At 65.3% G+C, this 16,784-nt stretch carries 19 protein-coding genes and 2 tRNA genes; 12 read left to right on the top strand and 9 right to left on the bottom strand.

The features are described 5' to 3' along the window. Nucleotides 1-53 precede the first annotated feature (53 nt). Genes IP65_RS19540 through aroA form a run of 3 tightly spaced genes read right to left on the bottom strand, consistent with a single transcriptional unit; the run spans nucleotide 54 to nucleotide 2,274 of the window. Complete coding sequence (locus tag IP65_RS19540) at nucleotides 54-680, bottom strand: d(CMP) kinase (protein ID WP_054132739.1); 627 nt, start codon at nucleotides 678-680, stop codon at nucleotides 54-56. Beyond that, complete coding sequence (locus IP65_RS19535) at nucleotides 677-952, bottom strand: hypothetical protein (protein WP_022675693.1); 276 nt, start codon at nucleotides 950-952, stop codon at nucleotides 677-679. The genes IP65_RS19540 and IP65_RS19535 overlap by 4 nt, the downstream gene beginning before the upstream one ends. Next, nucleotides 949-2,274, bottom strand: coding sequence for a 3-phosphoshikimate 1-carboxyvinyltransferase (gene aroA / locus IP65_RS19530; protein ID WP_197279293.1), 1,326 nt, complete (start codon nucleotides 2,272-2,274; stop codon nucleotides 949-951). The genes IP65_RS19535 and aroA overlap by 4 nt, the downstream gene beginning before the upstream one ends. 220 nt (nucleotides 2,275-2,494) lie before the next feature. Between aroA and IP65_RS19525 the strand changes: the two genes are divergently transcribed. From IP65_RS19525 to IP65_RS19515, 3 genes are all read left to right on the top strand, one after another. After that, a complete protein-coding gene (locus IP65_RS19525) occupies nucleotides 2,495-2,812 on the top strand; it encodes a TIGR02300 family protein (protein WP_022675695.1) in 318 nt (105 codons plus the stop codon). A 187-nt stretch (nucleotides 2,813-2,999) separates the two neighbouring features. Then, a tRNA-Ala gene (locus tag IP65_RS19520) sits at nucleotides 3,000-3,075 on the top strand. Nucleotides 3,076-3,143: 68 nt separating this feature from the next. Beyond that, nucleotides 3,144-3,219: transfer RNA gene (locus IP65_RS19515), tRNA-Ala, on the top strand. A gap of 56 nt (nucleotides 3,220-3,275) precedes the next feature. Here the strand turns inward: IP65_RS19515 and IP65_RS19510 are convergent. Further along, entirely contained in the window at nucleotides 3,276-3,842 is a 567-nt protein-coding gene (locus tag IP65_RS19510) for a carboxymuconolactone decarboxylase family protein (RefSeq protein ID WP_022675696.1), read from the bottom strand. Between the two features lie 75 nt (nucleotides 3,843-3,917). Beyond that, nucleotides 3,918-4,853, bottom strand: a complete 936-nt coding sequence (locus tag IP65_RS19505; RefSeq protein WP_022675697.1) for an isopenicillin N synthase family oxygenase — start codon at nucleotides 4,851-4,853, stop codon at nucleotides 3,918-3,920. Nucleotides 4,854-4,916: 63 nt separating this feature from the next. On the opposite strand from IP65_RS19505, the gene IP65_RS19500 reads away from it, so the two are divergent. From IP65_RS19500 to IP65_RS19490, 3 genes are all read left to right on the top strand, one after another. Then, nucleotides 4,917-5,351, top strand: a complete 435-nt coding sequence (locus IP65_RS19500; RefSeq protein ID WP_022675698.1) for an EVE domain-containing protein — start codon at nucleotides 4,917-4,919, stop codon at nucleotides 5,349-5,351. A gap of 174 nt (nucleotides 5,352-5,525) precedes the next feature. After that, complete coding sequence (locus IP65_RS19495; protein ID WP_022675699.1) at nucleotides 5,526-5,708, top strand: CsbD family protein; 183 nt, start codon at nucleotides 5,526-5,528, stop codon at nucleotides 5,706-5,708. 182 nt (nucleotides 5,709-5,890) lie between these two features. After that, the gene (locus IP65_RS19490) at nucleotides 5,891-6,139 is read left to right on the top strand and encodes a hypothetical protein (protein WP_022675700.1); all 249 of its coding nucleotides are present in this window, start codon (nucleotides 5,891-5,893) and stop codon (nucleotides 6,137-6,139) included. A gap of 25 nt (nucleotides 6,140-6,164) precedes the next feature. Here IP65_RS19490 and IP65_RS19485 read toward each other — a convergent pair whose 3' ends face one another. Further along, nucleotides 6,165-7,583: an MFS transporter gene (locus IP65_RS19485; RefSeq protein ID WP_022675701.1), complete on the bottom strand. Its 1,419-nt coding sequence runs from the start codon at nucleotides 7,581-7,583 to the stop codon at nucleotides 6,165-6,167. 238 nt (nucleotides 7,584-7,821) lie between these two features. Here IP65_RS19485 and pgsA point away from each other — a divergent pair, with 238 nt between their 5' ends. Further along, a complete protein-coding gene (gene pgsA / locus IP65_RS19480; RefSeq protein ID WP_022675702.1) occupies nucleotides 7,822-8,415 on the top strand; it encodes a CDP-diacylglycerol--glycerol-3-phosphate 3-phosphatidyltransferase in 594 nt (197 codons plus the stop codon). Nucleotides 8,416-8,578: 163 nt separating this feature from the next. Here the strand turns inward: pgsA and IP65_RS19475 are convergent, their stop codons facing one another. From IP65_RS19475 to rnd, 3 genes are read right to left on the bottom strand one after another with little or no spacing between them, the layout of a single operon-like run. Next, nucleotides 8,579-9,184 (bottom strand): YitT family protein, encoded by a 606-nt coding sequence (locus IP65_RS19475; RefSeq protein ID WP_022675703.1) that lies wholly within the window; start codon nucleotides 9,182-9,184, stop codon nucleotides 8,579-8,581. Further along, nucleotides 9,181-10,077 carry a hydrogen peroxide-inducible genes activator gene (locus IP65_RS19470; protein WP_022675704.1) on the bottom strand — a complete coding sequence of 299 codons (897 nt, stop codon included), beginning with the start codon at nucleotides 10,075-10,077 and terminating at the stop codon, nucleotides 9,181-9,183. The genes IP65_RS19475 and IP65_RS19470 overlap by 4 nt, the downstream gene beginning before the upstream one ends. Then, on the bottom strand, nucleotides 10,074-11,309 hold the full coding sequence (rnd, locus tag IP65_RS19465; protein ID WP_022675705.1) for a ribonuclease D: 1,236 nt from the start codon (nucleotides 11,307-11,309) through the stop codon (nucleotides 10,074-10,076). The genes IP65_RS19470 and rnd overlap by 4 nt, the downstream gene beginning before the upstream one ends. Before the next feature lie 181 nt (nucleotides 11,310-11,490). On the opposite strand from rnd, the gene aspS reads away from it, so the two are divergent. From aspS to IP65_RS19440, 5 genes are all read left to right on the top strand, one after another. Continuing rightward, a complete protein-coding gene (gene aspS, locus IP65_RS19460; protein ID WP_054132737.1) occupies nucleotides 11,491-13,272 on the top strand; it encodes an aspartate--tRNA ligase in 1,782 nt (593 codons plus the stop codon). 140 nt (nucleotides 13,273-13,412) lie between these two features. After that, on the top strand, nucleotides 13,413-13,649 hold the full coding sequence (locus tag IP65_RS19455; RefSeq protein WP_028657713.1) for an acyl carrier protein: 237 nt from the start codon (nucleotides 13,413-13,415) through the stop codon (nucleotides 13,647-13,649). A 123-nt stretch (nucleotides 13,650-13,772) separates the two neighbouring features. After that, nucleotides 13,773-15,029: a beta-ketoacyl-ACP synthase II gene (fabF, locus tag IP65_RS19450; RefSeq protein ID WP_022675711.1), complete on the top strand. Its 1,257-nt coding sequence runs from the start codon at nucleotides 13,773-13,775 to the stop codon at nucleotides 15,027-15,029. Nucleotides 15,030-15,091: 62 nt separating this feature from the next. Further along, nucleotides 15,092-16,075 (top strand): endolytic transglycosylase MltG, encoded by a 984-nt coding sequence (mltG, locus tag IP65_RS19445; RefSeq protein ID WP_022675707.1) that lies wholly within the window; start codon nucleotides 15,092-15,094, stop codon nucleotides 16,073-16,075. Between the two features lie 121 nt (nucleotides 16,076-16,196). Next, the gene (locus IP65_RS19440; RefSeq protein ID WP_156306763.1) at nucleotides 16,197-16,721 is read left to right on the top strand and encodes a 2'-5' RNA ligase family protein; all 525 of its coding nucleotides are present in this window, start codon (nucleotides 16,197-16,199) and stop codon (nucleotides 16,719-16,721) included. Nucleotides 16,722-16,784: the final 63 nt, after the last annotated feature.

Here is a 16,784-nt window from a genome sequence, read left to right as displayed (position 1 = left end):
TGCCGGGCAGGTTTCAGCCGCCCGCGCAGATTACCTTGCGAACCGCGCAAGGATCAGCGCGCGGCGAGCTGCTTTTCCACCAGCGCAATGGCGGCCGCCACGGCGGCTTCGCGCCCCAGGGCCGAGGTGTCGAGCAAGGCGGCGCCCGGCGCCTGGCGCAGCGGCGCAGTGGCGCGGCCGGCGTCCCGTGCGTCGCGCGCGGCCAGGTCTGCCTCGATCTCTTCGCGGGAGACGGTGCGGCCCTGGCCGGTCATTTCCGCCCAGCGGCGCAGCGCGCGCGAGGCCACGCTGGCGGTCACGTAAAGCTTGGCATCGGCGTGCGGGGCAATCACCGTGGCGATGTCGCGCCCATCGAGCACCGCGCCGCCCGGCTGGTTGGCAAAGGCCTGCTGCCGCTCAAGCAAGGCGGCGCGCACCGCCGGGTGGATCGAGACGCGGCTGGCCAGGCCCCCGGTCGCTTCCGAGCGCAGATCGGGATCGGCCAGCAGGCTTTCGGGAAAGGCCGTGGCGGCCAGGGCATCGGCCGGATCATCGGGGTTGCCGCCCTGCAGCGCCACCTGGCGGCCGACCGCGCGATAGAGCAGCCCGGTATCGAGGTGCGGCAGCCCGAAATGGGCGGCCAGCGCGCGGGCGATCGTGCCCTTGCCCGATGCAGTGGGGCCATCGATGGCGATGATCATCGCGCCTTGTTCCTTCTGTCGTGCAGTGCCTTGCCCAGGCCCCACAGCGCAATGGCCGACCAGAACCCTTCCAGCACCAGCGAGGCGGGGTTGAGGTTGACCATCAGCGACACGGTCAGCAGCGCGGCACCGGCCAGATTGGTGCCGTGCTGCACGAACGGGTTTGGCCGCCGGCCATGCGCGCCCTCGCGGGTGGTATAGCCATAGGCCAGGATGATGCAGGCCATGCCGATGAAGCCGCAGATATTGGCGAAAAGCGGCGATAGCGTCATGCGGCGGTGGCCGTGGCGATCAAGTGTTCGAACACCGGGAAGCTCGTGGCGATCGGGCGGGTATCGTCGATGCCCACACCATTGGCGCTGGCCAGGCCCGCCACCGCCATCGACATGGCAATGCGGTGATCGAGGTGCGTGGCCACGCTGGCGTCAGCCTGCGTGCCTGGCAGCGGGCCGCCGCCGGTGCCATCGATGATCATGCCGTCTTCGGTTTCGGTGACACGCGCACCGGCCAGTTCCAGCGCCACGCGCATGACCGTGATGCGATCGGATTCCTTGACGCGCAGCTCTTCCAGCCCGCGCGTGATCGTGCGGCCCTGGGCATGGGCGGCGGCGACGAACAGCACGGGGAATTCATCGACCATGCTCGGCACCACGGCGGGATCGACATCGATGCCGGTGAGGGCAGAGGCGCGCACGCGCAGATCGGCCACCGGCTCTCCGCCCACGTCGCGGCGATCGATTTCCTCGATGCTGCCGCCCATCAGGCGCAGCACGTCGAACAGCGCGGCACGGGTGGGGTTGAGGCCGACATTCTCGATCACCAGGTCAGACCCCGGCACGATCAGTGCGGCCACCACGAAGAACGCGGCCGATGAGGGATCGCCCGGCACGGTGATCGCCTGCGGCTTGAGCTCGGCCTCACCCACCAGGCGGATCACGCGCGCGCCGTCGCTGGCGATCTCGACCGAGAGATCGGCGCCAAAGCCCTTGAGCATCCGCTCGGAATGATCGCGCGTCGGGATCGGCTCGATCACCGTGGTAATGCCCGGGGTGTTGAGCCCGGCGAGCAGCACTGCGCTTTTCACCTGGGCCGAGGCGACCGGCAGGCGATAGCTGAGCGGCACCGGCGTCGCCGCGCCTTCCACGATCAGCGGCAGGCGCCCGCCGGGATAGGCGGTGAAGCGCGCGCCGACCTGGCTGAGCGGATCGATCACCCGGCCCATCGGCCGCTTGGACAGGCTGCCATCGCCCACGAAGCAGGCGGTGATCGGATGGCTGGCGACGAGGCCCATCAGCAGGCGGGTGGAGGTGCCCGAATTGCCCATGTCGAGCGCGCCGGCCGGTTGCAGCAGCCCGCCCACGCCCACGCCCGCGACCAGCCAATCACCGTTGGCCTGGCGTTCGATCGTGGCGCCCATGGCGCGCATGGCGGCGGCCGTCGAAAGCACGTCTTCGCCTTCGAGCAGCCCGGTGACGCGGGTTTCGCCCACGGCGAGCGCGCCCAGCATGATCGAGCGGTGGCTGATCGACTTGTCACCCGGCACGCGAATCCGGCCCTTGAGAGGCCCCTGGGCAGAAAAGCGGCGGGGGCGCATCAGGGCGGGATCGGAATGGCTGCTCACGGGCTCGGTCTTTCCAGAATGGCAAAAGGGCGGCAAAAACGCGCGGCTTTTGACAGCGCGCGGCCACTATGGCAAGGCGCGCGCCGCAGTCTGTCGTGCGCACGCTTGATTTCCGGGTAACGCGCCCCCAAGACGTTTTTTTGGTTCCGGTCCGCGCCGCATCGGCAGCGGGCGAGCTTTTCGAGGATTATTCATGGTCAAGCCTGAATGGGGCGCCAAGCATAGCTGTCCGAAGTGCGGCACCCGCTTTTACGACCTCGGCAATGCCGACCCGGTCACGTGCGTGGAATGCAAGTATTCCTGGCACCCTGAGCCGGTGCTCAAGTCCAAGCAGCCGATCCCCTATGAAGAGATCCAGAAGGAGAAGGTCGAGGCCGACGCCGACGTCGATCTCGCCGAAGAGGATCTGGACATCGACGAGGACGGCGATTCGCCCGACAACGACGTCGACCTGGGTGGCGACGATGATCTCGGCGTGGGCGCCCACGAGGGCGAGGACGACGATAACTAAGGGTTTCCGGCCGGGCCGGGGGATGTCCACAGGACATTTTCCGGCAGGCCGGTAAAATTGGCGAGAGGCGCAAAAAAGCCTCTTGCCAGCCGCCACCCTCTCCCTTAGAGGCGCGGCTCCCGGCGATGATCACCTTCTGGTGTGACCGCAGGGCAGGGTGCCTCCCAGGGCATTCTGGCAGACTTTCGGGGCCGTAGCTCAGCTGGGAGAGCGCTACAATGGCATTGTAGAGGTCAGGGGTTCGATCCCCCTCGGCTCCACCAGTCTGCGAAATACCCTGGTTTTCCAGGGTGCTTCGTTCCTCGTGGACGATCAAATGCCTGGAACGTGTGGGGCCGTAGCTCAGCTGGGAGAGCGCTACAATGGCATTGTAGAGGTCAGGGGTTCGATCCCCCTCGGCTCCACCAGTTCCCTTCCAAAAAGCCCCGCGGTCTGCGGGGCTTTTTGCGTTTCGGGGCTCAAGTCATTCGCGTTCGGGCACCGGCACGTTGAAGCCGTTGAGCGTGACCGACACCAGGGCATAGAGCCCGACCAGGAAGATCAGTTCTTCCACGCCAGCCTGGCCGAACGTCTGCTCGGCCAGGGCATAGACCGGCTCGGGCAGCACGCCCCCGCGCGAGAGGGCATAGGCGAGGTCGAACGCCACGCTTTCGTCTTCGGCCAGGTCGGCCGGCTTGAGATCGGCGGTGAGGGTGGCAAGGCGCTGCGCGCTCATCCCTTCCTTTTCCGCCACGGCGACGTGGGCATAGATTTCATAGGCGGCATCATAACGCGCGCCCACGGTCAGGATCACGATCTGGCGCACGCGATCGGGCACGGTGGCCTTGGCCGTCAGCGCCAGGGTCAGATCCCAGATCGCCTTGCCGATTTGCGGCGAATGCAGCCACGGGTTCCACGGCCCCATCAGGGCGCCGGATTCGTCGATCACCTTGAAGGCGTTGAAGTTGCTGGCAATGCCTTCACGCATCGCCGCGTAAAGCGGCTTCTGTTCGTCGGTCAGCTGTGACGGCGGAATGAGCGGCAGGCGCATGGGCGCTCCTTTTTTGTGCGGTGCAACAGGTCCCGTGCCTGCAATCCGCCCATGGCCTGCCGGTTCCGCCCGCGTTTACATTTTCAGGCCGATCTCGCGCAGGCGTTCCTGCAGGTAATCGTCAGCCGTGATCGAGACGGGATAGCGATCGGGATTTTCCGCCGTGATGCACTGCGGCAGGGTGTGGAACGGGAAATCGCTGCGCAGGTGCAGGAAGAACGGCATCGAATAGCGGCTGTAGCTGGCCCGCGCGCCATCGGGATTGCGCACGCGGTGGGTGGTCGATGGCAGGACGTGGTTGGTCAGGCGCTGCAGCATGTCGCCGATGTTGACCACCAGTGCGCCGGGCGGGGGTGAAACCTCGATCCAGCGGCCATCGCGGGCCAGCAGTTCCAGGCCCGCTTCCTCGGCGCCGAGCAGCAGGGTGATGAGATTGATATCCTCGTGCGCGCCGGCGCGGATCGCGCCGTCCGGGGCGCCGGGCACCGGCGGATAATGCAGCAGGCGCAGCACCGAATTGCCATCGGCAATGGCCGGATCGAACCAGTGCTCGTCCAGCCCCAGCCACACCGCGATGCGCGAGAGGATGCGCGCGCCGACCTGATCGAAAGCGGCGTAAAGCGTGGTGAAGGTTTCGTGGAAACCCGCGATCTCGGCCGGCCAGACATTGGGCGGCATCGCCCCGGCGAGGGGGTGACCAACCGGCAGGTCGCGGCCGACGTGCCAGAATTCCTTCAGGTCGCTGACCTTGGCGCCCTTGGCGATCTCGGTGCGAAACGGCGTATAGCCGCGCGCGCCGCCGATGCCGGGGATGGCATAGGCGCGCTTTTGCGCATCGGGCAGGGCAAAGAAGGCCTGGGTCTGCGCCCAGGCGCGCGCCACCAGATCGGCATCCAGGCCGTGGTCCTTGACCATGGCAAAGCCGAATTGCTGGAAACTGGCGCCGATATCACGAGAAAGTTCTGCCGGATCGGCAGCCAGGGACAGGACGGGCAGAGTATCGAGGTTCATTTGGCTCCCCGGGGGAAAATGCGGTATGGGCGCGCCTCTATTCCCATAGTCCGCAAGGTTTCCATGATTCAGATCAGTGCCGATACCCAGCTTTGGCTGATGAAGTCCGAACCCGACGTATATAGCTGGGACGACCTGGTCAGCGAAGGCGAGGGCACCTGGGATGGCGTGCGCAACCACTTGGCGGCGCGTAACCTGCGGACGATGAAGGAAGGCGACCTTACGTTCTTCTATCACTCCAACATCGGCAAGGAAATAGTTGGCATTGCAACGATCAGCATGCCGGGCCTGACCGACCCTACCGATCCCGACGGCAAGTGGGCAGCGGTGAAGGTCAAGCCCGTGGCCAAGCTGGTGCGCCCGGTCAGCCTCAAGACGATCAAGGTCACGCCCGATCTGGCTGACATGGAATTGCTGCGCCTGTCGCGTCTGTCGGTCTCGGCAGTGCGCCCCGCCGAATGGGATCATATCCTGGCGATGGCCGGCGGCACGGTCTGACCAGGGTCACCCGCCCCTGATTGTTGGCCATGCTGCCCTTTGGGCCGGTCGCTCAACCGTTCGTCTCACAGGTTGGAACCAAAGCCGCGCCCAAGGCGTAGTTGCTTTCGAAGGATGCGGCCGGCTTCCCCCTCTCACGGCCGCATCCACCCCACCTTTTCAAGGAGATACACCATGGGTGAGCTCAAGGATCGCGCCAAGGGTCTGGCCAACGAAGCGGTTGGCAACGTCAAGGAAGCCGCCGGCAAGATGACCGACAACGGCAAGCTGCAGGCTGAAGGCCTGGCGCAGCAGGCCAAGGGCAAGACCCAGCAGGCTGCTGGCAAAGTCAAGGGCGCGCTGGGCGACGATATCTGATCGACGCTGACAGTCCCTGAATGGTCTGACCTGTAATGGTCTGGCGGGCCGCCCTTTTCCCAGGGCGGCCCGCTTTGTTTTGGGCGGATGATTGTGCGGCCTGTCCCATGACGGAACGCCGCCGAATTGGCGGCGACTGCGCCGGTGCCATCATGGTTAAAATCGCGTTAAAGCGAATAGTCATGTTCGAATCCACGCCCCACCCCGATGGCCCTGGCGCCCAGGCACCCGGCCACCCGTTCCGCGCCACCCTGCCGCGCCGCGTGCTGCTGCCGATGCCGGTGTTCGAGCCGGAAGTGCAGGCGGCCATGGCGCGCGCCGCGATGCGCTCCCAGCCGATGAACTGGAAGCGCATCACCGTGCAGGACGTGAAGGAATTCCTGATGGCCTACTGCGCCTGCTTCATGGCGATCATGGCTTTCATGAGCTGATCGCCGGGGCGAGCAGCGGGAGCTATTAACCCGCCATCTCGTCAAACGTGTGGGTTTCCTGCGCGCCCAGGTGGGCGACTTCGGCGCGATAGAGCAGCCAGCCGAGCCAGGCCGAAAACAGGCAGAGAATGCCCGTCAGCAGCAACTGGTCGACAATGCGCATGCCCGCTGCCGTCAGGCCCATGGCCAGCAGCGAGCCGGCGAGCATCGCGCCGGAATTGACGATGTTGTTGGCCGCAATCGTGCGCGCTGCCTCGCACTTTTCCACCACGGTGGTGAGAAAGGCATAGAGCGGCACGATGAACATGCCCCCGGTGATGGCGATGCCCAGCAGCGTGCCGATCAGCGGCACGGCCAGCGGCGCGGTGATGAAGGCCGTGAGGTTGAGCAGGCCGCGCTGTGCTGGCACCGGCCAGGCCGCGCAGACGAAGTGGAAGCCGACGACGAACAGCGCGGTCCCGACCACGCAGATCGGGGCATAGCGGGCCGAAACCGTGCCCTTGAGCAGGCGGTTGATCGAGACCGAGCCGATCGCGATCCCCACCGAGAAGATCACCAGGAACAGGCTGGCCACTTCCTTGCTGCAACCCAGCACGTTCTTGGCCAGCGGTGGGAACTGCACGAACAGGATCGCGCCCACGGCCCAGAAGAAGCTGATCGCCGCAATGGCCAGGAACACCCGTGGATGGCGCGTGGTGGAATGGACCAGGCGATAGAGCGAGACCACCTGATCGGCCACCACCACCGGCACCAGGCCCAGCGCGCGCAGCACATTGCGCGGGCGCGCCAGGAACGGGCGCAGCAACGGCAGGGCGAGCGGTTCGTTCGGCTGTTCGGGCGGGGCGGGGGGCACGCTGCGGCCGGCAAAGAAGCCGATCAGCGCGGTGACGATCACTGTAACCGCCGCTGCCGGCGCAGAGATATAGCCGGCCACGATCGTGCCGGCCAGGATCGCCATGTAGGTACCCGCTTCGACCAGGCCAGTGCCGGCCAGCACTTCATCGGCATGAAGATGCTGGGGCAGGATGGCGTACTTGATCGGGCCGAAAAACGTGGAATGCACGCCCATGGCGAACAGCGCCAGCAGCATCAGCGGGATGGCCAGCCCTTCGACATGGAAGCCCTTCCACGCCAGCAGCAGGCCGGTGGCGCCCACGGTCATGATCCCGATCTCGCAGGTTTTGACGATGCGGATGATGCGTGCCTTGTCGCGCATGTCGGCCAATTGGCCCGACAGGGCAGACAGCGCCACGAAGGGAATGATGAACAGGGCCGTCGCCATGCCGGAAAAATGCGCTTCGGCTTTTTCCGAATTGTACACGTTGAACACCACGAACAGCACCATGGCATTCTTGAACAGATTGTCGTTGAACGCGCCCAGCAACTGGGTGACGAACAATGGCAGGAAGCGGCGGGCGCGAAGGAGATGCGTTGTAGTTGTCATTCTAAGCGGTGCCGGGCATCCCTGGTCTCTGTTCCGCCTGCCTTAGCGCGCCACGCCGGGTGGGCAAGGGGCAAGCGGTGGGCGCCACAAGATTTAACCCGCAGCCCGTCTTACATGGGTGGCACCAGGGCGCACGGCAAGATGGGCTGGGGCAAAGGCGCCACGCAAGCATGATGGCAGGCCCTTCGTGCACAAACCGTTTCCATGTTGGCCCCGGCCGTCTTATTGCGGAAAAGACATGCTCACGCTGCCCAACATCCTCACCCTTTCGCGCATCGTTGCCGTGCCCTTGCTGGTTGCCCTGTTGTGGTGGCCGGGCTGGCCCACTGGCTATGCCCTGGGTTTTGCCATGTACTGCCTGATGGGCGTGACCGATTATTTCGACGGCTATCTGGCCCGCGCGCAAGGCACGGTGTCCAAGCTGGGCGTGTTCCTCGATCCGATTGCCGACAAGATCATGGTGGCCGCCGTGATCCTGGTGCTGACCGCGCAGGGCGTGCTGACCGGCCCCTATGTGGGCGACATGCACGTGATCGCCGGCCTCGTCATCCTGCTGCGTGAAATCGCTGTGTCGGGCCTGCGCGAGTTCCTGGGCGGCATCCAGGTGTCTGTGCCGGTGTCCAAGCTCGCCAAGTGGAAGACCACGTTCCAGATGGTCTCACTCGGCGCGCTGATCCTGGGCTGCGCCACGCCATGGTGGACGCTTACGCTCCAAGGGATCGTCATCAATGTGCCGCATACGGTGGGCCTCGCCACGCTATGGGGCGCGGCCGGGCTGACCGTGATCACCGGCTGGGATTACCTGCGGGTGGGCTTGAAGCATATGGATTGAGGCGGGGAGTGCGTGAAGCAAAGCTGGACCCCGGATCAAGTCCGGGGTGACGGTAAATTTATACGTTAGCTCTATTCTTCGTCACCCCGGACTTGATCCGGGGTCCAGCTTGATACCTTAAACAGCGGTCGCCGTCCTTAGCCGCAAGGCGGCAGAGCCGCCTTCACAAACTCTCCGCCAGATAGCGATCGGGCCGGTGCCAGGTCATGATCATCAGGTTGGCGCAGACCGCGCTGGCCAGCGACCAGATCGCGCGTTCGGGGCCGAGCACCAGGGCCGAGGTGGCGATGATCGTGGCGTCGGTGATCATCAGCAGGCGGCCAAAGCTCCACCCCTTTTTGCGGCTGAGCCAGCGGGCGATCACGCTCGATCCGCCCACGGCGGTGCCGTGGCGCGTCACTGCCAAAAGGCCCATACCCATCACCGTGCCGCCGATCACAGCGGCGGCGGCCGGGCTGGCTGACGTCAGCACCAGGCCTTTGGCCACCAGCGTGACCAGGCCGGTAATGGCCAGCGTCGCGACCAGGCTGCGCAGCGTGTAGCGCGTGCCCTGGCTGCGCCAGAAGATCAGGAAGATTGGCAGGTTGAGCGCGGCAAACAGCGTGCCGGGCGAATATGGCGCAATATAGGACAGCAGCAGGGCAAGGCCGGCCATGCCCCCGGTGATCAACCGCGCCTGGTGCAGCAGGTGCAGGCCCAGCGCCAGCAGAAGGCACCCGGTCGCAACCCCATAGAGATCTTCCAGCGCGTTGTGGCGCTGCACCTTCATGGTGTGCGCAATTCCTCTGCCAGCAGGCGAAACTCGTCGGCGCGGGGCGAATTCTTGCGCCACACCAGGGCGATTTCGCGATAGGCGTGATCGGATTGCAGCGGGCGGGCAACGATATGGGTGTCGTTGAGGATGCCGGCGTCCACCGCCATTTCGGGCAGCATGGTCAACCCCAGGCCATTGTCCACCATCTGCACCAGGGTGTGCAGGCTGGTGCCGATCATCGTCGCGCTGGCGCGCAGTTCCGGCCGGTTGCAGGCGGCCAAGGCATGCTCTTTCAGGCAGTGCCCGTCTTCCAGCAGCAGCAGGCGCGTTTCATCGATCAGCGCCGGCGGCACCGATTCGGGCGGGTTGCGCGGATCGTCCTGCGGGAACGCCACATAGAGCCGGTCCTTGAACAGCGGCGCTACGTCCACCTCGCCGGTGGCAAAGGGCAGGGCCAGCAGCACGCAGTCGGCACGGCCGTGGTGCAGCGATTCGATCGCGGCGGCGCTGGGCTCCTCGCGCAGGAACAGCTTCAACTGCGGGCGTTCCTGGCGCAGGCGCGGCAGGATGCGCGGCAGCAGGAACGGCGCGATCGTGGGGATCACGCTCATGCGCAGTTCGCCGGCCAGCGGCACGCCGTGCGATTGCACCAGTTCGGACAGTTCCTCCGCCTCGCGCAGCAGGCGGTGCGCCTTGGCCACCACCTGGTTGCCCAGCGGGGTGAAGCGCACGACACGGCGCGTGCGCTCCACCAGCGTTACGCCCAGGAGCGATTCGAGTTCGCGCAGCCCAGCCGACAGCGTTGACTGCGAGACGAAGCACGAATCGGCGGCTTTGCCGAAGTGGCCATGTTCATGCAGCGCGACGAGGTATTGCAGCTGCTTGAGCGTGGGCAGGTAGGTGCTCATTCCCCGAGTGGCTCGCCAGCTTCGGGTTCGGCCGGGGTGGTCTTGGCTGGGCCGTTGTTGCCGATCTGGTCGATGTGCGCCATCTTGAGCTTGCCGTTGACCACGGCAAAAGCCAGGCGCCCTTCCACCAGTTCCAGCGCATCGCGGCCGAACTGTTCGTAGCGCCAGGTTTCCAGCAGGGCCAAGCCCTTGCGCTGCCCGGCGGCCAGTGCCTCTAGATCATCGCTGCGCGCCAGGAGGCGCGAGGCCACGTCGATCTCGCGGCTGCGGATCTTGAGCAGCAGCTTGAGCAGGTCGGCCACCAGCGCGCCTTCCTTGCCCAGCGGGGCGCCGCGCGGCGCGCGCGGGGGCATTTCCGCCTCGGTCAACGGCTTGGCATCGGCCAGCGTCTGCATCAGGCGGCGTCCGATATCGTTATCCTTCCATCCGGTGGAAAGGCCGCGCACCTTGGCCAGGTCGTGCTGTTCGCGCGGCGGGTGGCTGGCAATGTCGGCCAGGGTTTCATCGCGCATGATGCGCCCGCGCGGGATATTCTTGTCCATCGCCTCGGCCTCGCGCCAGGCGGCAATCGCGCGCAACCGGCCGAGCACGGCGGGGTTGCGGCTGGGCGGGCGAATCTTTTCCCACACCTTGCCCGGGTCGTTGCGATAGTTTTCCGGGTCGGCCAGCTTTTCCATCTCGATATCCAGCCACTCGCCGCGCCCGGTCTTGATCAGGCGCTTGAGCATGCGCGGAAAAATCTTGGACAGGTGGGTCACGTCGCCGATCGCATATTCGATCTGGCGTTCGGTCAGCGGGCGGCGCGACCAGTCGGTGAAGCGGGCGCCCTTGTCGATCGACAGGCCCAGCCACGCTTCCACCAGGTTCGAATAGCCGATCTGCTCGCTTTGCGAGAGGGCCATCATCGCGATCTGCGTGTCAAAGATCGGGTGCGGCGTACGCCCCGAAAGATTGTAAATAATTTCAACATCCTGGCCGCCGGCGTGGAAGACCTTGAGGACGTCTTCGTTGTCGACCAGCAGATCGAGCAGCGGCGACAGGTCGATCCCCGGCGCCAGCGGATCGATGGCCGCGGCTTCCTCTTCATTGGCGATCTGCACCAGGCACAATTCGGGCCAATAGGTGTTCTCGCGCATGAACTCGGTGTCGACCGTGACGAAGTCTGACTTGGCCAGCCGCTCGCACAGATCGGCAAGCGCGGCGGTCGTGGTAATCAGCGGATGTATCTTCATCGTTCTTTTCTGTATGGCCCGAACCGCAGCTGGGTGCCAAACACCCGTGGCGGCATGGGGCCGGTGGTGCCCCCGTCCGGGAGCGGCGGCTTGACAAAAGCGTGGCCATCGCCTCTTGGCCGCGCCTGACATTTAAGCCTGTCTCACCTGCCTTATTGCAGACCGATTGGAAAGAGTTTCGATGCATCCTTACCGTTCCCACACCTGCGGCGCCCTCTCGCGCGAGCATGTCGGCGAAAATGTTCGCCTTTCGGGCTGGGTGCATCGCAAGCGCGACCATGGCGGCGTGCTGTTCGTCGATTTGCGCGATCACTACGGGATCACCCAGATCGTGGCGGACAGCGACAGCCCGGCGCTGCCGCTGCTCGAATCCGTGCGCGTGGAAAGCGTTGTGACGATCGAAGGCGTGGTCAAGGCCCGCAACGATGCGACCGTCAACGCCAACCTGACGACCGGCGCGATCGAAGTGTTCGCCAAGGTGGCGACGGTGCTTTCGGCGGCAGAAGAGCTGCCCATGCCGGTGGCCGGCGAGCAGGAATATCCCGAAGATATCCGCCTGCGCTATCGCTTCCTCGATCTGCGCCGTGAAACCCTGCACGCCAACATCGTGACGCGCACGCGAATCATCTCCGACATGCGCCGCCGCATGGAAGGCGCGGGCTTCACTGAATATTCCACGCCGATCCTGACGGCATCGAGCCCGGAAGGCGCGCGCGACTTCCTGGTGCCGAGCCGCATCCACGCCGGCAAGTTCTATGCGCTGCCGCAGGCGCCGCAGCAGTACAAGCAGCTGCTGATGGTGGCGGGCTTTGACCGCTATTTCCAGATCGCGCCGTGCTTCCGCGACGAAGATCCGCGCGCCGACCGCCTGCCGGGCGAATTCTACCAGCTCGACCTGGAAATGAGCTTCGTGACCCAGGAAGAAGTCTGGGAAACGATGGAGCCGGTGATCGGCGGCGTGTTCGAGGCCTTTGCCGAAGGCAAGCCGGTGACGCCGATTGGCCAGTTCCCGCGCATTCCCTATGACGAGGCGATCCTCAAGTACGGGTCTGACAAGCCGGACCTGCGCAATCCGCTGCTGATCACCGATGTTTCGCACCACTTCACCCAGTCCGGCTTTGGCCTGTTTGAAAAGATCGTCGGCACCGGCGGCGTCGTCCGCGCCATTCCGGCGCCGAACACGGCGGATAAGAGCCGCAAGTTCTTTGACGAAATGAACGACTGGGCCCGCGCCGAAGGCCATGCTGGCCTGGGCTATGTCACCCGCAAGGGCGGCGAGTTTGGCGGGCCGATCGCCAAGAATCACGGCGCCGAAGGCATGGCCGCGCTCTATGCCGAGCTGGGCCTGGGCGAAAACGACGGGCTGTTCTTTGCCGCTGGCAAGGCCGATCAGGCCGCCAAGCTGGCGGGCCTGGCGCGCAACCGCGTGGCCGCGCAGCTCGGCCTGGTCGAAGAAGGCACCTACAAGCTGTGCTGGATCGTCGATTTCCCGTTCTATGAATGGGATGAAGACAACAAGAAGGTGGAATTCAGCCACAACCCGTTCTCCATGCCGCAGGGCGGGATGGACGCGCTGACGGGCCAGGACCCGCTGACGATCAAGGCCTTCCAGTACGATCTGGTCTGCAACGGCTATGAAATCGCCTCGGGCTCGATCCGCAACCAGTCGCCCGAAACCATGGTCAAGGCCTTCGAAATCGTTGGCCTGACCAAGGCTGACGTGGAAGAGCGCTTTGGCGGCCTCTATCGTGCGTTCCAGTATGGCGCGCCGCCCCACGGCGGCATGGCCGCTGGCGTCGACCGCATTGTCATGCTGCTGTGCGGGGCGCAGAACCTGCGCGAGATCACGCTGTTCCCGATGAACCAGCGGGCCGAAGACCTGCTGATGGGGGCGCCCTCGCCAGCCGAGCACAAGCAGTTGCGCGAGCTCAACATTCGTGTTGTCGAACAGCCCAAGGGCTGAGCGGCAGCGCATTCCGACCGGCGCTTGTGTCCCACGGCTGACAGGCCAGGATGCGGGCGCCTCTTGCCAGCGGTTCAACAGCCTATTAGGGCGATGCCTGACCCGCGACCACCAACCTGTTTCCTGCGAAGGGGCATATAATGAGCGATACCGCCGACCGCGTTAAGAAGATCGTTGTCGAGCACCTCGGCGTCGAGGCCGACAAGGTCACCGAAGACGCCAGCTTCATCGACGATCTCGGCGCTGACTCGCTCGACATCGTCGAGCTGGTCATGGCCTTTGAAGAAGAATTCGGTGTGGAAATCCCCGACGATGCGGCCGAGAAGATCTCGACCGTGTCCGACGCGATCAAGTACATCGACGAAAACAAGGGCTGATCGCCCCGCTTCCCCAACCGTTCCGGCCAGCAAGTGCGGGCCGGGCAGGGGAGGAATTCGGCAGGCTCAGTCCCCATATCTGCGGGGCTGGGCCTGTTCGTTTGTGATTTTGCGGAGAAAAGAATGCGTCGTGTCGTCGTAACCGGCCTCGGCCTTGTCACCCCGCTGGGCGCGGACGTGGAAACCGTTTGGGCGAATCTGCTCGCCGGCAAGTCTGGCGCCGGGCCGATCACGCGGTTCGATGCCAGCAACCAGAAGTGCCAGATCGCTTGCGAAGTGAAGCCGGCCGACCATCCCTATGGCTTTGATGCGTCACGCCGAGTCGATCACAAGATTCAGCGCCAGGTCGATCCGTTTATCGTCTATGGCATCGATGCTGCCGGCCAGGCGCTGGAAGATGCCGGCCTGGTGGACATGGACGACGATCTCAAGACGCGCACCGGCTGCTCGATCGGTTCGGGCATCGGCGGTTTGCCGGGCATCGAGAGCGAATCGATCGTCCTGCACGAAAAGGGCCCCGGCCGCGTCTCTCCGCACTTCGTGCATGGTCGCCTGATCAACCTGATCTCGGGCCAGGTTTCGATCAAGTATGGCCTGATGGGCCCCAACCACGCGGTTGTCACTGCCTGCTCCACCGGCGCCCATTCGATTGGCGATGCCGCGCGGATGATCAAGGATGGCGATGCTGACGTGATGCTGGCGGGCGGCGCGGAAAGCACGATCAACCCGCTGGGCGTGGCCGGCTTTGCCCAGGCGCGCGCGCTCAACTGCAGCTACAACGACCGGCCGGAACAGGCCAGCCGCCCCTATGACAAGGACCGCGATGGTTTCGTCATGGGCGAGGGCGCCGGCGTTGTCGTGCTGGAAGAATACGAGCACGCCAAGGCGCGTGGCGCCAAGATCTATGCCGAAGTGGTTGGCTATGGCCTGTCGGGCGATGCCTATCACGTGACGGCGCCGCACCCGGAAGGCAAGGGCGCCGAACTTGCGATGCGCATGGCGCTGCGCAAGGCCGGTCTGGAGCCGGGCGACATCGACTATGTCAATGCCCACGGCACCTCGACCATGGCCGACACCATCGAACTGGGCGCGGTCAAGCGCGTGCTGGGCGATGATCTGTCGGGCGCCTCGATGAGCAGCACCAAGTCGGCCATCGGCCACCTGCTCGGTGGGGCCGGCGCGGTCGAAGCGATCTTCTGCATCCTGGCCATCCGCGACCAGATCGTGCCGCCCACGCTCAACCTCGACAATCCCGATGAGGGTACCGAGGGCGTGGACCTGGTGCCGCACGTGGCCAAGAAGCGCCAGGTGCGCGCCGTGCTCAACAACTCGTTCGGGTTTGGCGGCACCAACGCCAGCCTGATCATGAAGGCGGTTTGAGCCGCAAGGCCAACCCGCGTGGCAAGCCGAAAGGCCGCCGTAAACCAAGGAAACGCGCTCCCATGATTGCCCGCATCGGTAAAGTCCGGCTGGTCATCCTGGGGGCGCTGCTCCTGGCGGCAGCATGGGGCACCCACTTCCTGTGGGGCTGGTATGGCCCGGGCCCGCTGGCCAAGGATACGGCGTTCGTCGTGCCTGATGGCGCCAGCATCGGCTCGATCGCCAGCAAACTGGAGGCCGAAGGGGCGGTGGCTTCGGCCAGCACGTTCCGCGCCCGCGCGCGATTGCTGGGCACGACGGCGCCGATCAAGGCCGGCGAATTCAGCCTGCCGGCCCACGCCAGTGGCTCCACCATCCTCAAGATCCTGCAAGGGGCCGAAGGCGCGATGCGCCGCCTGGTCACCGTGCCTGAGGGCATGCCCGCGATCATGGTGCAGGAACGGCTGATGGCGCAGCCGCTGCTCACCGGCACGGTCGACGTTCCCGAAGAGGGCACCGTGCTGCCCGACAGCTATGAATTCCGCCGGGGCGAGCCGCGCAAGGCAGTGCTGGCGCGCATGCAGGCGGCCATGACCAAGACCCTGGCCGAACTGTGGGCACAGCGCAGCGCTGATACCGTGGCCAAGACCCCGCAAGAGGCGCTGATCCTGGCCTCGATCGTGGAAAAGGAAACCGGCAAGCCGGCCGAGCGCCGCATGGTGGCCGGGCTCTATTCCAATCGCCTGCGCAAGGGCATGCTGCTGCAGGCCGATCCCACGATCATCTATCCGATCACCCGCGGCAAGCCGCTTGGCCGTCGCATCCGCCAGTCGGAAATTCAGGCTGTAAACGATTACAATACCTATTCGATGACCGGCCTGCCCAAGGGACCGATCACCAATCCCGGGCGTGCCTCGATCGAGGCAGTGCTGCACCCGGCGCATACCGAGGCATTGTATATGGTAGCCGATGGCACCGGTGGCCATGTCTTTGCCGATACTCTGGCCGAACATAATGCCAATGTGGCCAAATGGTTCGCTATTCGCCGGGCGCGCGGTGATCTCTAGGCTGGCATTTGCGCAACTACGGCTCTATTGGTCCGATACGGAGTTTTACGGATTTGCCGCCTGATGCGCGCGCGCATCGCTCCGGCTGTTCCGATTTCTCCCGCGCGGCGGGTCGCGCCGGGTGAGTGGGCCCCTGGTCCTGACAGCCCGGCTACCCGCCGCGCTCTTTGGCCAGATGGAAGGGTTGCGGCGCGCGCACTATCCGCCCGAACGCAATCATGTGCCGGCCCATGTCACGCTGTTTCACGCGCTGCCGCCCTCCGCCCATGGCGAAGTGCAGCGGCTGGCAGCCCGCGTTTGTGCGCAAACTGCGCCGCCGGCCGCGCAGCTCGCGGGGCTGGCAGACCTGGGCACTGGTACGGCCGTTGCCGTGCACAGCCCTGCGCTGGCAGCGGTGCATGCTGATTTGGCGGAAGCGCTCCAGGGGTTGCTCGGCCTGGCAGACCAAGGCCGGCCGCGCTTTCATGTAACTGTCCAGAACAAGGTTGTCCGCAGCGATGCGCGGGCGCTCCAGGCGGCGCTGGCCGGCCGGTTCGAGGGCCAGGCTTTTGCCTTTGCGGGGATTGACCTCCACGCCCTGCAACGCCTGCCTAGCGGTGGCGCCACCTGGCAGCCTGTAGGGCAGTGGACGTTTCGCGGCCGCTAATGATCCTCCCCGGCACGGGGAGGGGGACCGCGCGAAGCGTGGTGGAGGGGATGTTCGGCCTGA

It is taken from the genome of Novosphingobium sp. AAP1, assembly GCF_001295765.1.
GTDB classification, from domain to species: domain Bacteria; phylum Pseudomonadota; class Alphaproteobacteria; order Sphingomonadales; family Sphingomonadaceae; genus Novosphingobium; species Novosphingobium capsulatum.
The sequence above is the reverse complement of the archived record's forward strand: the minus strand, read 5'-3'. Positions and strand labels throughout refer to the sequence as shown.